This window comes from Enterovibrio gelatinilyticus (assembly GCF_028683095.1).
Lineage (GTDB): Bacteria > Pseudomonadota > Gammaproteobacteria > Enterobacterales > Vibrionaceae > Enterovibrio > Enterovibrio gelatinilyticus.
Genome location: NZ_JAJUBC010000027.1, coordinates 1 through 15,054, shown reverse-complemented (window position 1 = coordinate 15,054; position 15,054 = coordinate 1). Strand labels below are relative to the sequence as shown.

Below are 15,054 nucleotides of genomic sequence, written 5' to 3'. Positions count from 1 at the left end.
TCTTGCGTTATTGTTTATGTTCTACTAGCGCTTTGTGGCGAGCATTCTTTCACATAATAACGCTGATTTGTGTTGCACTTCGTGGAGTAAACTCTCTGGCGGGGCATCGGCTTCGAACTCGTATTGTTCTATCTCTTTGCATAGATCGCCGAAATCAATGGCGCCTACCATAAGGGCTGCTCCTTTCATTTTATGGGCAAGCTTCTTCACTTCATTGAATTGCTGGTTATTCCAAGCCCCTTTAAGCGCTGTTATGTCTTTCTCTTGTGTCTCGATGTAGCGGTCAACCAGCATGGCGATCAAAGCAGGATCGTCTCCTGTCGTTTCTCGCAGCGTTGTTAGGTCAAAGGGAGAAGTGTCATGATTATCCTCTTTGAGGGCACCCTGAGCGTTCTTAAGCGCAGTCACTGCTTGATCCTGTGTTTTGGCTGGGACATTGTTGAGAGCACGAGAGGAGGTGTGAGACGCTGAATGACTCTGTGCGTATACATTGCCCTCCATATTGGCAGTTTGTGGACTTGAGAGTGAGTCAGCGGCAATAGGTGATGCAGTGTCTTGATGACTATGTGATGAATCACCAACCGATGGCATCAGGTCGTTCATCATGTCAATCAAGGTTTGTTGTTTAAATGGTTTTGAAATGTACTCGGTCATCCCTTCTTGCAAACAGCGTTCGCGGTCTCCGACCAACGCATTTGCGGTCATAGCAATAATAGGTACGGCAGGGAGTTGATTGACGGTTTCTAATTGACGGATTTTTCGCGTGGCCTCATAGCCGTCCATGACAGGCATTTGGCAGTCCATAAATATCATGTCGTAACGGTTTGACATAAAGCGTTCAAAGGCAATGGCTCCGTTGTCCGCGATAGTGGTTTTACAGCCCAACCCTTTCAAAATAGTCGTAATGAGCTCTTGATTGACGGGATGATCTTCAGCAACCAAGATAGAAAGACCGCTGCGTGATAAGGTATTGACCGTTCGTTTAACTTGGTGTTCTTGCTGCATTAGGGAGCGATATATAGCTTCACGAGAATGGCCTTTCTGATCCATAGAAACAATGCTCTCGAGCATCTCTGTCATATTAAAAATATTGAAAGGTGCGGTCAGTGCTGCAGAGATAGATAGGCTGTTTTGAGTGACAATCCCTTTTATATCTGCGAGATATAGGACATTTTTGGTGCGGTTACTCTCCTCTAGCGAGGCCTTAATATCACTAATTGATACAGTGTGATCAATCAGTGTTATGCAAAATCCCGGCGATTGCTCAAGTAAACGTATCGCTGACTTTTCGTCCCGAGCGAACTCTGCACACATATCATGAAACGCGAGATATCGCTTAATATTGGTTATTTGACTGACGCATCGAGACACTAACAGCACTTTCTGATGTTTGAGTAATTTAGAAGGCTCGGCATGCACTAAAGTGGCAGCTTGTGAAATACCAACGCTTAAGCGCGTCGTAAACACAGAACCTTGACCAACGTGGCTATCAGCGCCAATTGACCCCCCTAATAAATCGACAAATTTACAACAAATCGGCAAGCCTAGACCTGTACCCTGATAACGCCGCTTGCTGGAATTATCGATCTGAGAGAAATTCTCAAAGACTTTTGCTAGGTTTTCTTCGCTGATACCAATACCGCTGTCCGTCACAGAAATCTCGATATCGCATTTATCTTCAGTTCGAGCCAATAGCTTGACTGATACATCGACAAAGCCAGAATCTGTAAATTTAGCGGCATTACCCGCAAGGTTGACGATGATTTGCCTCAATTTGGCAAAATCAGACACCATTTCCCGGGGTAAGGCTGGGTCGATATATGAGGTAAAACAGACTTCCTCCTTCACTCTCGGCGCAACAATGTTCGTGACGTTCTCCATGAGTTCCGTGAGCGTAAATATTTCCTCTCGGATGGTCATTTTGCCTGCTTCTATTTTAGACAGGTCAAGGACATCATTGATGATATCTAGCAGTGCATTTGCAGAGCTTGAAATGGTGTCGTTGTAGTGACGTTGTTCGTAGGATAGTTGGGAGTTATCGAGGACTTCTGACATGCCAATGATGCCATTTATTGGCGTACGAATTTCGTGACTCATCATGGCAAGGAAATTGGATTTTGCTTCGTTGGCGTGCTCCGCTTCTTCTTTGGTTTTGATCAGTGCCTCATTCACCTCTTGGTTCAATTGCGTTTGCTTGTCAGAGTACAGCATGCTGCAAATGCTTTTCACCACAGGAGAAATCCAATTGATTTGCTGGTCTGAGTAGGGCTCTTCGCGCCCTGCTAGGACGATAACACCAATCGCTTGGCCCTTTGTGATCAAAGGGAGTAATGCGTAGTTAGGATAAATAGTGTGGTTATTGCCGTTGGCCTGCGATGTTGAGGTTGAAAATTCCGTCCGTCTTTGGCTAATGGCAGATTCAGCAAGGGGTAAAAGATGCTCTGGTAGTTGCTCGAAACTGCTCGTAAGCCCTGTTACCTGATGCTTAAAAAGTAGTTTTTGTTCACCATTTTTAATTTCGAGCATCGCGGTGACTTTACTGTCGGTGAATGTCGCTAATACGATCAGGGCTTTTCGGAACGAACGCTCAGAATTCCCTGTCGTCATGTACATGTCTTGTACGGTGTTAAAAACAGAATACAAGGCATTGCTTCGGCTGAGCTTAGCTTCCGTATTGGATTGCTGGGTGATATCTCGGATGTTGAGAACAACGTAATTGCGTTTCCCAATGAGTTGATGACTTGCTTTTATGTTGAGAAAAGTAGCGTCTGTCAGATTACCTTGTTGTTCTACTCGACTGAACTCACCTAATGCGATTGCTCGCTCTTTTGAATGCTCAAGTACGTCGATCAAAGCTGCATTGTTGTCCGATCGGTATTCATCAAGTCGTACTTTTTTTGGCATGTACTGAGGAAGCCCCACAAGCGCTTTGGCTCGGTCGTTGACCGTAATGGCTTGTCCAGATTCATTGATGACGATGACGCCGTCAGCATAGTGGCGAAGGATCGACTCCAGATAGCGTTGGCTAAAACCAATTTTCAATACTGACTTCGCGTGCCTCCAAATAAATAGGGAAAAAGCAAGCGTCACTACAAGAAAAGCAAAGGATAAGTAAGTACGGGTTTGTGCAACGATACTTAGCGCTTTTTCCGCACTAAATTCAATGACGAGGCCAACGGGGTAAGTTTCGTGCCATTGCCACACACCAATAGATTGATAGGGGAAGTGGCCAGCAAACCCCTGGGTATTGAGTTCAAAAGTGTTTGATTGAGAACTTAATAAGTTCGACGGTGTTGCATGTGCCGTGGTTATTTTACTGGACTCGAGACTCTTGTGGTCAATGGACGAAGCAGACGATGATGCAACCACGTTACCTAACCGATTAACCGCGAAAGCAAGTCGTGTCGGTTCACCGTTATGCGTTTCAAATAATTTGTTAAAGTCATGACTGCTCCTCGTGACCAGTAATATAGGAGCAGCGAATTCCGTTTTTTTACTATTTTTAAGCACGACCCCCATAGTGATGGTTGGATGAGTCTTGGATTTTTGGAGGTTTTCGGGAGGGGCGACATACAGCTTGTTCGATAAGATGGCAGAGCTATGGCGTAGGTAAGATTGGATAGTCTCACTTTCGCTTTCATCGTTTAAATTGATAACTAATTTGCCACTTGGTGAAAAGATAGCAATGTTGCTGAATTGAAAGCTCTCTGCATAGAGTTCTAATGCGGTATAAATGGAATCTTCAGCGTGCAGCTCCCTTCCTTCGTAGACCCCAGTATCTCGAAGAATTCGTAGTACTTGTTTGTCACTGGCAATGATTTGCAGCTCTCTTGTTCTGTGTTCTTGCCAATCACCAACCGCACTGTTCAAACTGACTATTTCTGCCTGCAAGAAGTAGTTCATTTTCTCTTCAGTATCTTGGTAGATAGAGCGGTAAAACCATAAAAAAGAGAGCAGTAGGACAATGATTACTGCGCTACCACTGAGAAAAAGTTGTGCGAGAGTATGGCGAGATTCGCGACTGGAGAGTAACAAGTGTGTACGCATTTTTTCCTCGCTATCCACCTTGAGACAAGGTTGACTTGTATTGCGTGTCTTCTTGAACGACGTGTTTCACCCACCAAAATCGTAACAGCCGGAAAAAGTCTGTCTTGTAAAAACTCGGGTCTGCCTGACATTTCAGGACGACAAAATCTGCTTGTTTTAATAGCCTTGCATGAATGTCTCTATGGACTTTTAGCCGAGCGTATCCATGCTCTTCTAACAGTGATTCTTCGCGGAAAATGTGTTGATTAATGTAGTGCTGAAATCTTTTCGATATATCTTCAAAAACAGCTCCCTCTTCATGATTTACGATTAAATCGTAGGTGTCATTGATGATGTTTAGTAGTTCCTTATTGCTGGCATCGAGTTCTTCATTACCAACGGTAAAACGATCTTGCCATTTGATGAATCTTTTACGGTTATCTTCATTTTTTGGAACGAACTGTGGCTCGCTAGATTTAGGCACAAATGAAGCGCTGGAAGTCATTATCGGGTCGGGCTTTTGCCCATGTATTAACATGTCGAACTCTTTGAGATCTTCGTCGTTAAATGCCACCGTCCCGTTGACTTGAAAGGCTGTAGACTTGGCAGGATCTTGTTGGTACATGGAAAAATAATGTTCGACGGTTTTTTTTGGTTTGGCTTGTTGAGAGAGTTGGTTGATACGTTCTTGCAAAGATAGGCGATTGACAGGCTTGACCAAAAAAGCATCAACATCAAACGAGATGCATTGGGCAATGACACTTTCTGACGCGTTTGCAGTGAGAATGATAATGGGAATGTCGTGAGGTAAGCCGTATCTCCCACTTCTGATTAGACGCAACATTTCTAAACCGTCAATGGGCTCCATCTGTAAGTCTGTAATGATGAGAGAGGGCCTAGAGTGGTAGAGTTTTGATATCGCATCTGCACCATCAACGGCCATGATGCATTCTTTAAATCCGAGCGACGTCGCCATGATCGCGATTGTTTCGCGAATCATCTCATGATCATCAACGACAAGGCATCTCTCTAACATCTGGGGTTCCCAATAAATTACATTTCACTATATAAGAGATAGCCTATATTGCTGATTTTTCAATAAAAGAGACATATGTCTCATAACTATTTTTTTGGTGTTTGAGGAGTATCCCGTTCTGATGATGTTATCGAATAAACCAAAAGAAAATCATAGAAATAACAACCGTAGTTAATGTGTTTAAGCGAAGGAGGCTAAGCACACACACAAAGACTCCTGCAATTAAAAACGGGTTTTGGTATGAGACAAATAACTCTTCTTGCGGAAAAACCAAGAAAGGAACCGCTAATGACGTTAGCACGGCGGGCGCACTGTATTTTAAAATACGCTGCATCACGGGGGTAACGCGAAAAGGAACACTCTTGGAAAGGAAAAAATAGCGTACCGAAAACGTAATACACGCCATGCCGATGATCAAAGACCATGTGTTCATTGTTTATCCTCCATGACCGATTTTCTCTTGGAAATAAGGCTTTCGCAGACAAAGCCCGACACCATTCCGATGATTGCGGCAACAATCAGTGCATTACTGATTCCTACAAGGGTGAGGAGAACAATGGCGATAGCAGATACCACCACACTCACCAAGATCGGAATATCTTTTATTGTCGGAATAACCAGTGCGATGAAAGTGGCAGCGATGGCAAATTCTAGCCCAAGCTCTTCAATATTATCGAATTGCTTCCCCCCGAGGACGCCCACCAAGGTGGCAAGGTTCCAGCAAATGTAAAAAAAGACCCCGCTGATCAACGCGTAGTAGTGATCAAAATGGCCTGTTTTTTCGGTGTGGACCGCACTAACTGCGTACATTTCATCCGTTAGCACAAACCCCAGCGCCAATCGCCATCGTAGAGGGAGAACTTGAATGTGTTGGCGAAGATTCACTGAGTAGAGTAAGTGCCTTGCGCTAATCACAAACGTGGTACCAAACAGCGTACTTATTGGCGTACCTGCAGCAATCATAGTGACGCCAGAAAGCTGCGCCGCTCCTGCGAAGACAAGTAATGACATCGCTTGCGCTTGCCATGGAGTTAGCCCAGCCTGAATACCTAAAGAACCACATAATACCCCCCATGGCAGTACAGCTAGGCTGAGGGGCAGCATATCGGCGCAGGCACGAAGCCAGAGATGAGAGTTTGGGCGAGACACGGGAAGTTCCTTTTGCATGTTTATCTCTTTTGTTAAAACAACGTAATTTGTGTTTTATCAAAAGAGGATCAAGAAAACTTGGATGATATTGCGCGCTGATACTGTTTTGGTGTGACGCCAATGGTGCGGCGAAAGTGGCGATGTAAATGGCTTTGGTCGTGGAACCCGCTAGATACAGCGCAGTCAACGAGAGAGAAACCATTTTTTAGCATGGATTGAGCAAGACGAATGCGCTGTTGAATTTGGTAAGCATGAGGCGGTAAACCGAACCGCGATTTAAATTGCCTAACCAGATGATAGGGGCTAATACCAGACAGTGTACTGAGGGTTTCAAGACTCACCGTGTCGCTTGCATGCTGATGTAAATACTCTCTGACCAGTTCGAGTTGAGGGGCGATTTTTGCGATGTCTTTCGGTAGCTGTGGACGCTTATTGAATCGACACGTCAGAGTGAGCAATAAATGATGCGCATAAGTCTCCGTGAGTAAGGTGTCTTCAGAGTTACGTAGCAATGAAAACAGTGTCAGAAGTTGGTGGGAGAGCTTGGGATCTTGCTCAACAGCATAGGGAAAATAAGGGGTAGTTGACGCTAGCCCTAGGTCTTTTGTAACGGCGTCGAATTGTGCTTCGGTCGGGTACATGGCTTCGTATGTCCAGCCCCCTTCACTGGCTGAATGCCCATCATGAATTTGATCGGCATTGACCAAGATAATGCTACTCGTTGGTGCGATATGATAACCACCATTGCGCCAAAAGCGCTGTGCACCATGACGAATAACACCGACAGTGTATCCTTCATGTGTGTGGCGTGAAAACGCCTGCTTCTCATAGGTTGCTTGGAGTATTTCTAACCCGCCAAGCAAAGGGGAAGCGTCAAATTTTGCATGTTCCATTGCAGGCCTATCTCGTCATAATGCTTAAAGTATAAAGCAAGGCCGTCACAAATTTTTGTACAAAATTGCGATGTTTGTTGAAAGAGGAGTGTGCGGTGCAGTGGTTGGCTACGTGACTAAAACGAAGAAAGGACGCTCAAGAGCGTCCTTTTAAATTCTCTGCGATTAGAAAAATTAAGCTTTTTCTACGTTTGCAGCTTGTGGGCCTTTTTGGCCTTGCTCGATTTCAAATGTTACTTGTTGGCCTTCAGCCAAAGTTTTGAAACCGTCGCCAGTGATAGCGCGGAAGTGTACGAATACGTCAGGGCCATTTTCTTGCTGAATGAAACCAAAACCTTTTTCTTCGTTAAACCACTTCACGGTACCGGTAGATTTAGACATGTTGTCTCCTGAATATATTTCTATCTATTACTTTGCAAATTAGCATGTAGACCTACTAATGAATCATTTATGGTGGCAAATTTTACGAATATCTTCAGGACAACTTACTTATGCGAAGGTAGTGTGTAACGAAGTGAGTATTCAATTGCAGCATAAAACGCTCTATTAACCAGGCCGAACAATATTACCACAGAGAAGCCGATTGTATAGCTGTTGTCGGTTACCTCTGCATCACCTTGTGCGTTTTGTCACCAACTTGACGGCAAAAATGACGTGGTTGGTAACACGGTGCACTTTCTAAAAATAGTCGTTAATCGCAGAAAAGAAAGTGAGTTACATCTCGAAATTTAAAAAAAAACTTCAATTTTTTCGATTAATCAATTGCTTATATTTTTATTGTCAATTTTTCGTTTCGTGTGTTTAGGGCATTTATCCGTAGATTTTTCAGAGTATTATACTCATTCAACTTGAAGAAACCTTCACACCGAGCCCATCGGTTGTTCACTTTTAAGCGACGATTCATAGGATTAGCGATTTGATTTTGAAAAGGTCTAACAACAAAGTGGATGCACTGATTTGGGCTAGTTGAGAACGATGGTATTTGTCGCTTTTGCAAGCGGAGGATGATTGTGAAAATAGGTTTAGATCTGGGCGGCACTAAAATTGAGGTTATGGCGATGACGGATTCTGGCGAAGAAGTTTTTCGACAGAGAGTCCTTACACCTCAACATGATTATCAAGGTACTTTGCAGGCCATTAAAGGGCTTGTGGACGATGCTGAAAAAGCGGTGGGTGAGCCATGCACCGTGGGGTTAGGTATTCCTGGCACGTTATCACCAGTCACTGGTTTGGTTAAAAATGCCAATTCAGTGTGGCTTAATGGGCAAGCACTCGATGTCGATCTAGGCCGATTGTTGGGTCGAGAAGTACGCATAGCGAATGATGCCAATTGCTTCGCGGTGTCGGAAGCTGTTGATGGTGCTGGCGCCGATAAACACGTCGTATTTGGTGTCATTATTGGCACTGGGTGTGGTGGGGGTTTTGCCATTGATGGGCGGGTTCATGTTGGTGGCAATGGTGTGGCTGGGGAATGGGGGCACAATCCACTGCCTTGGCAAAATGAAGTGGATACCAATCACGCCGAGTTGACTCCCTGTTATTGTGGTAAGCCTGGTTGTATGGAGGTGTTTATCTCCGGAACCGGTTTTTGGAAAGACTTTGCGCTGATGACTTCACAAACCTTACGTGGTGCGGACATTGTTCAACTGGCTGTTCAAGGTGATGTTGAAGCAGAAGCTTGCATTCAGCGCTATGAAGATCGCTTGGCCCGTGCGCTTGCATCAGTTGTTAACCTTATTGACCCTGATGTGATCGTTCTTGGCGGTGGTATGTCAAATGTCGAGCGCCTTTATACTAATGTCCCGAAATTGATGTCTAAGTGGGTGCTAGGTGGCGAGTGTGCAACACCAGTACTCAAAGCAAAATACGGCGACTCGAGTGGCGTTCGAGGTGCGGCGTGGCTTTGGTGATGTTGTTATACCCGACAATTAACTAGCCAATATTAAATAATATTAAATATAGAGAAGAGATGTTGGCATCTTCATAAGCTCTCTTCTCTCTTCTAACTTGTCAGCCTCACTTTTCCGCGTATCAACTCAGCCCTCAACAAAAGTTCATGCACCATGCTGTCGTCTTGCAAACAGTTCTTTCTTTAATAATCGAGGTCGAGTCCCATTTTGCACAGATTGATGCTTTTGTAGTCGAATCCATTCGTTATGATGGACTCAGATTTCAAATGGTTATGAGGATTTTCAATGGACGTTTTTACGTTGTTACCGCTTCTACTAAATACATGGGTCATTCTGGCTGTGCTTGTGGTTATCTTCCTGCGATCTGCGGTGAAGTTTGTACCTCAAAATACGGCATATGTGATCGAGCGTTTTGGGAAATACAATAAAACCATGGAGGCAGGGCTTAATTTCCTTGTGCCGTTTATTGATCGTGTCGGCTATGTTCGAACATTGAAAGAGCAAGCGTTTGATGTGCCGAGTCAATCCGCGATTACTCGAGACAACATTTCATTGATTGTCGATGGTGTGCTTTACATCAAAGTTGTTGATCCTGTGAAGGCATGTTATGGCGTAGATGACTATATTTTCTCTGTCACACAATTAGCTCAAACGTCAATGCGTTCTGAAATTGGTCGCATGGAATTGGATAAAACGTTTGAAGAACGTGAAAGTTTGAACACTGCAATTGTTTCTGCCATCAACGAAGCGGCGCTTCCTTGGGGTGTACAAGTGCTACGTTATGAAATTAAAGACATTGATCCACCGCGTTCTGTTTTGGATGCGATGGAGCGTCAAATGAAAGCTGAGCGTGAAAAACGTGCAGTTATCCTTGAGTCTGAGGGTGCACGCCAGTCGGAAATTAACGTGGCAGAAGGTCATAAACAAGCTCGCGTATTAGCGGCTGAAGCAGAAAAATCTGAACAGATTCTACAAGCTGAAGGTGAAGCACAAGCGATTCTTGCCGTTGCACAGGCACAAGCTGAAGCTCTGGAAGTGGTCGGTCGCACCGCGTCAACGGAAGAAGGTCAAAAGGCGATTCAATTGGATCTTGCAGTTAAAGCCATTGAAGCCAAAAAAGCGATTGCGAAAGAGTCGTCAGTGGTGCTACTACCCGACAGCCAATCAAGCGCGGCGGGTGTCGTTGCTGAGGCAATGAGCATTATTAACACTTTGAATGCAGGCAAAAAATAATGGATGTGATGGCGTATATTCAAGAAAATCTGGCTGAAGTAACTGTGATCATGGGCTTGGTGTTTTTGATCGTGGAAGTCTGGCTGCTTGGGTTGTCGACCATTGTTTTGCTGGCGTTGGGTTTATCCACCGTGACTACTGGTGTATTGGTCTGGTTTGGGGTTTTACCTGCTACGGTATCTGGCGTGGTCGCTGCGTCTGGTATTGGAGCGGGGGTGTTAACGGCTGCGTTGTGGCTACCAATGAAGAATTCTCAGAAAACGATCAAGCGTGAATACAATATTCACAGTGATTTGATCGGACTGAATTTTGTGTTGGACGCTGAACTAGACGCGAGTCACCCAGGCACTGTGCGATATTCAGGGGTCAGTTGGAAACTCGTGCTCGCATCGCCTCACCACAATATGACACTGCCTACTGGAGCGTCGGTTAAAGTGGTGGCGGTTGATGTGGGGAAATTTACCGTTGAACCAGTTGAAGGTACGGCTGAGTAAGTCATAGCTTCGTTGAGCGGTGTACATCTATCGCCATTTTGCATGAGCGATACACACATACGGTTTTAGAATATTGGGGAATACTGGCTCAAACGCCAGTATTCTCCGTCTTAAATTACCCCTCGATAGCTTTTTACGTTTCTTGATGCATTAGCTTTCTCTCCATTTTCCGATTTGCTTTCCCCAAAAATACTTTTTGTACGCCATTGGTATACTTTTCTTCTCTATCTTCATGGCTTTGTGGCTGCTATTTTTCCTCATGCAGTCGAGGTATCGCTTCGAACCATTGCATCCTCAAATAATGAGCGGAAAGTAGTCTATGACGTGAAGCAGAGTGCACTTAGGAGAATGAATAGAATGAGCAAAGTGTGGTTGACCGGTGATGCGGTTGTGGATTTGATCCCTGATACTGAGATGACGTACTTGAAGTGTCCTGGTGGTGCACCCGCTAATGTTGCTGTAGGTGTTGCTCGTCTTGGCGGCAATGTGGGGTTCTTTGGTCGTGTCGGCGATGATCCATTTGGTCGTTTTCTGGCTGATACGCTTAAACAAGAAAATGTGAGTGTCGATGATTTAGTGCTGGATCCAGATCAGCGTACCTCAACCGTAGTGGTTGATCTCGATGCCAACGGTGAGCGGAGTTTTACCTTTATGGTAAAACCGAGTGCTGATCAGTTTATGACATCAGGAGATGTTCCTGTCTTTTATAAAGGTGACTGGCTGCATACTTGCTCGATTTCTTTGGCGAATGAGCCTAGTCGGAGTACTACCTTTGAGGCGATGGCAGCTGTGAAAGCAGCTGGAGGCTGCGTGTCGTTTGACCCCAATTTGCGTGAAGAAGTATGGCGAGATCCGCAAGAGATTATTCCCACTGTGATGCAAGCGGTCGCTATGGCGGATGTGGTGAAGTTTTCAGATGATGAATTGTTGTTTTTGACGCAAAAAGACGAGTTTGATTCAGCATTAGAAGATGTCATTGCGTTAAGCATTCCTTTGATTTTGGTGACACAAAGTGCGAAGGGCGCATTGTTGGTGCAAGGGGGAGAGCAAACGCTGATTTCTGGTACAGCAGTAAAACCTGTCGATACTACAGGGGCAGGAGATGCTTTTGTGGGTGGGCTACTTGCATACTTAGCCAATGCGGAAGATTGGAAAACTGCACAAGGTGTTAACAAAGAGGTCGTTGAGGAGGCCGTTATATGGGCGAATGCCTGTGGCGCGTTGGCGACGACTCAAAAAGGGGCGATGACGGCATTACCTGATTTACCGAGTTTGGAGCGATTTATTGGTAAAAGTGCGCCATAGAAGATATTGCGCCAACGTAGTGCGATTTGGTTTCTTAAAGGAATGGCCAAATGAAGTGGAAACAGGGGGTAAGGCATCGTCCCGTTACCCCCTGTTTTGTTACTGCTCGTCGATGAGTTGCGATGCTACCTCACCAAGAACTTGGAGAAGGTCGGCGCGAATGATTGGCTTGGTGAGATAGGTGTTCATACCCGCCTCTTCTGCTAACTTGAAGTCGCTCGAGTTTGCATGTGCTGAGAGGCCAATGATGAAGAGAGCGGGCAAATCATGCTCTTTCTCGAACGTGCGGATTTGCTGGGTGATTTCATAACCATCAATGTATGGCATGGAAACGTCGGTGATCAAAATGTCGAAATGGCCTTGTTTGTAGTGAGCAATGACGTCTCGCCCATCATCAAAATATTGGATGTTATCTGCAATCTCTGACAGATAGAGACGAATGACATCTCGGTTATATTCAATGTCATCCACCACAGCGATCGACAGTGTTTTCAAAAAAGGTAGCGGCTCGAGGATGGCATTGGCATCAGTGCCAGCGGATAGCGTGATTCCAGGTTGGCTTCTTGTTGAAGGGTTCAGCTCGTTCACAGCCTCACGCAGTTCAGTGAGTAATTGACCCATGCGCAATGGCTTGGAAACCATATGGGGGTTGGAGCACTCACTCACACGTTGAATCTGTTTGAGTTCAGTGACCACTCCAACAACGGGGCAGTTGTCGGTGTCCTTCCATTCATCATCGTTTGAAAGCATTACCACGGCGGCATCGAAGTTTAATCGACTATGCGGAATGTCCTCGACAGCAGTGAGATAAGTGAACATTGCGCCCCAGTGAACGAAATAGCGATCCAAAATCGGCCGATGAAGTGGGTCTGTGTTAACAATCGCAATATGCTTACCTCCTAATGCGTTTTCGTCAGATTGCGTTGGTTGAATGTAGGGCAGAGCAAGCGTAAATGAAAATTGGCTACCGATGCCTTCTTGGGACTGAATGTGCAAGCGGCTGTCATTCAGTACAAGTAATCCTTGGGTAATCGAGAGTCCTAATCCTGTTCCTTCGTAGCGTCTTGTGGTTGTTCCATCTACCTGTTCAAAAGCGTTAACCACATGGTCTAGTTTATCTTCGGGAATGCCAATGCCTGTGTCTTCAATGCTGATGGTGAAATTGATATAGCCTTTTCGCTGGCTGTACTCACCAGTCACAACAACTTTTATATACCCTTGATCGGTAAATTTGACAGCATTACCAAGCAAGTTGTTCATTATTTGACGGATACGCAGCTCATCGCCAGTGACATCAGTAATGAGTGTTGGAGGAATATCTATCACGAGTGATAGCTCTTTTTCCGATGCCGCGAAAGCACATAAAGTGGTTACATCTTCAATGGCGTTCCGAAGAGAAAAAGGAGCGCTGTTGAGCGTGAATTTACCGGCTTCAATTTTAGAAAAATCGAGAATGTCATTGATCAACTGAAGGAGGTCTTTTGCGGACCCTCTAATGATATTGATATAACTACGCTGGTCATTGCTTAAGGTCGACATATTGAGCATTTCGGACATGCCAACAATGCCATTCATTGGCGTACGGATCTCATGGCTCATATTGGCTAGGAACTCAGATTTGATCCTGTTTGCATGCTCGGCGTTTCTAACGGCTTGTTTAAGTTCTTGTTCGAAGCGATGGCGTTCACTGACGTCACGAACAATAAATGCGTACCGGTCTATGGCTCCAGTGCTGTCCAAAATCGGAAAAGCACTGATCTCTGTCCTTATTGTTTTGTTTGCTTTGGTCGTGCACAGTGCCCCAATGGTAATCGTTTCACCCGCTTCCATGGCATCAGAAATATCAAAAGCAGCATCAATACTTGTTTGTTTTCCAAAGAGTAATGTTGTCAGCGGTTGAGATACGATGTCTTCCTCTTGGTGGCCGATTAACGTATTCAGAGCGTTGTTTGAATGCGTTATTTTCCCTTTGAGATCGGTGATCAAATACGCTTCATGGGACTGTTCAACAATGTCAGCTAGCAGCTTGTTTTGGACAGCCAATTGTTGGTACCTGTTCTTCTCAATCGATAGCTCCTCATAAGTTTTGGACAAAGACACTGACATGTCGTTGAAAGCGCGTGAAACTTGAGCCACTTCATCGTTACCTTTGACGGGAACAGATATCCCTGGGCCATTTTTCTGAATCTCTATCGCACCATGTTGAAGTTGTAAAAGCTGTTTAGTTAGGAGCGACCCAAATGCTAACGAGAACAATGCAACAAGCACCATTTCGACCAATGCCAGTGATATGGCGTATTTTTTTGCGTCATGGAGCAGTTGGCTGAAAGCGCTAACGTCCAACCCCACCTCAATATGACCGACGGCCCAATCATCAATCGTAATGTTAGCAAGAATGTCATAGATTCCATCCGGTGATTCGGAAGGACGTTGATTGTAGTTTGGCGCCACTGCATCGCTGGGCAATATGGAAGATTGGGCTAAGAGTTGACGCTGGTCATTGAAGATACGTATGTACGCAATGTCGCGGTTACGCGTTGCTTCTTGGCTAAATGAACGAAGGTTTGCCAAGTCCGTGGCGATGATGGCATCACGAACAGCAATGGCAAAAGTGTTGGTAAGCTGTTCTCCGCTGGCGATGATTTGTTTTTCGTTTGAGTCGCGTAACCATCCGATGCCAGAAGCAATCAGTATTGCCAGCAACACGACTTCAATTATCGCGATGCCAAGTATGGTTTTGAGGCGAAAAGTCATCGTCTTTTTGTTTTTCATTTCCTATTTGGGGGAGATCACCGAAATATCGAGCTCGCGAACATCATCCCAATCGGCGTCTTGGGCAGATTGAAACCCTTTGATTTTCAATTTTTCAAGGGCTTGGCTTCCTTCTTGTGTTTCAGACAACATGACAAATGCCTTTTGTAGACGCAGTCTCGCGTCTTCTGACATTGACGGGTGCGTTGCGACAGCGTGCGGCGTATATCCTTTAGTTTTCAGAAGAACATACAAAC

The 15,054-nt window shown here is 45.0% G+C and carries 12 protein-coding genes; 4 read left to right on the top strand and 8 right to left on the bottom strand.

Annotation, left to right across the window (positions count from 1 at the left end):
* Positions 1-24 precede the first annotated feature (24 nt).
* The 6 genes from LRP50_RS19285 to cspE all read right to left on the bottom strand — a co-directional run bounded on the left by LRP50_RS19285 (position 25) and on the right by cspE (position 7,485).
* Positions 25-4,047, bottom strand: a complete 4,023-nt coding sequence (locus tag LRP50_RS19285; protein ID WP_274166084.1) for a PAS domain-containing hybrid sensor histidine kinase/response regulator — start codon at positions 4,045-4,047, stop codon at positions 25-27.
* A 10-nt stretch (positions 4,048-4,057) separates the two neighbouring features.
* A complete protein-coding gene (locus LRP50_RS19280) occupies positions 4,058-5,062 on the bottom strand; it encodes a hemerythrin domain-containing protein (protein ID WP_274166083.1) in 1,005 nt (334 codons plus the stop codon).
* A 127-nt stretch (positions 5,063-5,189) separates the two neighbouring features.
* The gene (locus tag LRP50_RS19275) at positions 5,190-5,495 is read right to left on the bottom strand and encodes an AzlD domain-containing protein (protein ID WP_274166082.1); all 306 of its coding nucleotides are present in this window, start codon (positions 5,493-5,495) and stop codon (positions 5,190-5,192) included.
* The gene (locus LRP50_RS19270) at positions 5,492-6,229 is read right to left on the bottom strand and encodes an AzlC family ABC transporter permease (RefSeq protein ID WP_274166081.1); all 738 of its coding nucleotides are present in this window, start codon (positions 6,227-6,229) and stop codon (positions 5,492-5,494) included. Before LRP50_RS19270 ends, LRP50_RS19275 begins: the two co-directional genes overlap by 4 nt.
* 50 nt (positions 6,230-6,279) lie before the next feature.
* Positions 6,280-7,104 carry an AraC family transcriptional regulator gene (locus tag LRP50_RS19265; protein ID WP_274166080.1) on the bottom strand — a complete coding sequence of 275 codons (825 nt, stop codon included), beginning with the start codon at positions 7,102-7,104 and terminating at the stop codon, positions 6,280-6,282.
* Positions 7,105-7,278: 174 nt separating this feature from the next.
* The gene (cspE, locus tag LRP50_RS19260) at positions 7,279-7,485 is read right to left on the bottom strand and encodes a transcription antiterminator/RNA stability regulator CspE (protein WP_016959796.1); all 207 of its coding nucleotides are present in this window, start codon (positions 7,483-7,485) and stop codon (positions 7,279-7,281) included.
* 629 nt (positions 7,486-8,114) lie between these two features.
* Here cspE and mak point away from each other — a divergent pair.
* The 4 genes from mak (at position 8,115) to LRP50_RS19240 (ending at position 12,046) form a co-directional block, all read left to right on the top strand.
* Positions 8,115-9,014, top strand: a complete 900-nt coding sequence (gene mak, locus LRP50_RS19255; protein WP_274166079.1) for a fructokinase — start codon at positions 8,115-8,117, stop codon at positions 9,012-9,014.
* Positions 9,015-9,299: 285 nt separating this feature from the next.
* A complete protein-coding gene (locus LRP50_RS19250; protein ID WP_274166078.1) occupies positions 9,300-10,247 on the top strand; it encodes an SPFH domain-containing protein in 948 nt (315 codons plus the stop codon).
* Positions 10,247-10,741, top strand: a complete 495-nt coding sequence (locus tag LRP50_RS19245; RefSeq protein ID WP_274166077.1) for an NfeD family protein — start codon at positions 10,247-10,249, stop codon at positions 10,739-10,741. Before LRP50_RS19250 ends, LRP50_RS19245 begins: the two co-directional genes overlap by 1 nt.
* Positions 10,742-11,098: 357 nt before the next feature.
* Positions 11,099-12,046, top strand: coding sequence for an aminoimidazole riboside kinase (locus tag LRP50_RS19240; RefSeq protein ID WP_274166076.1), 948 nt, complete (start codon positions 11,099-11,101; stop codon positions 12,044-12,046).
* Between the two features lie 99 nt (positions 12,047-12,145).
* Here the strand turns inward: LRP50_RS19240 and LRP50_RS19235 are convergent, their stop codons facing one another.
* Positions 12,146-14,818, bottom strand: coding sequence for a hybrid sensor histidine kinase/response regulator (locus LRP50_RS19235; protein ID WP_274166075.1), 2,673 nt, complete (start codon positions 14,816-14,818; stop codon positions 12,146-12,148).
* Between the two features lie 3 nt (positions 14,819-14,821).
* Positions 14,822-15,054 (bottom strand): PhnD/SsuA/transferrin family substrate-binding protein (locus LRP50_RS19230; RefSeq protein ID WP_274166074.1); only part of this gene is annotated, 233 nt, incomplete at its 5' end.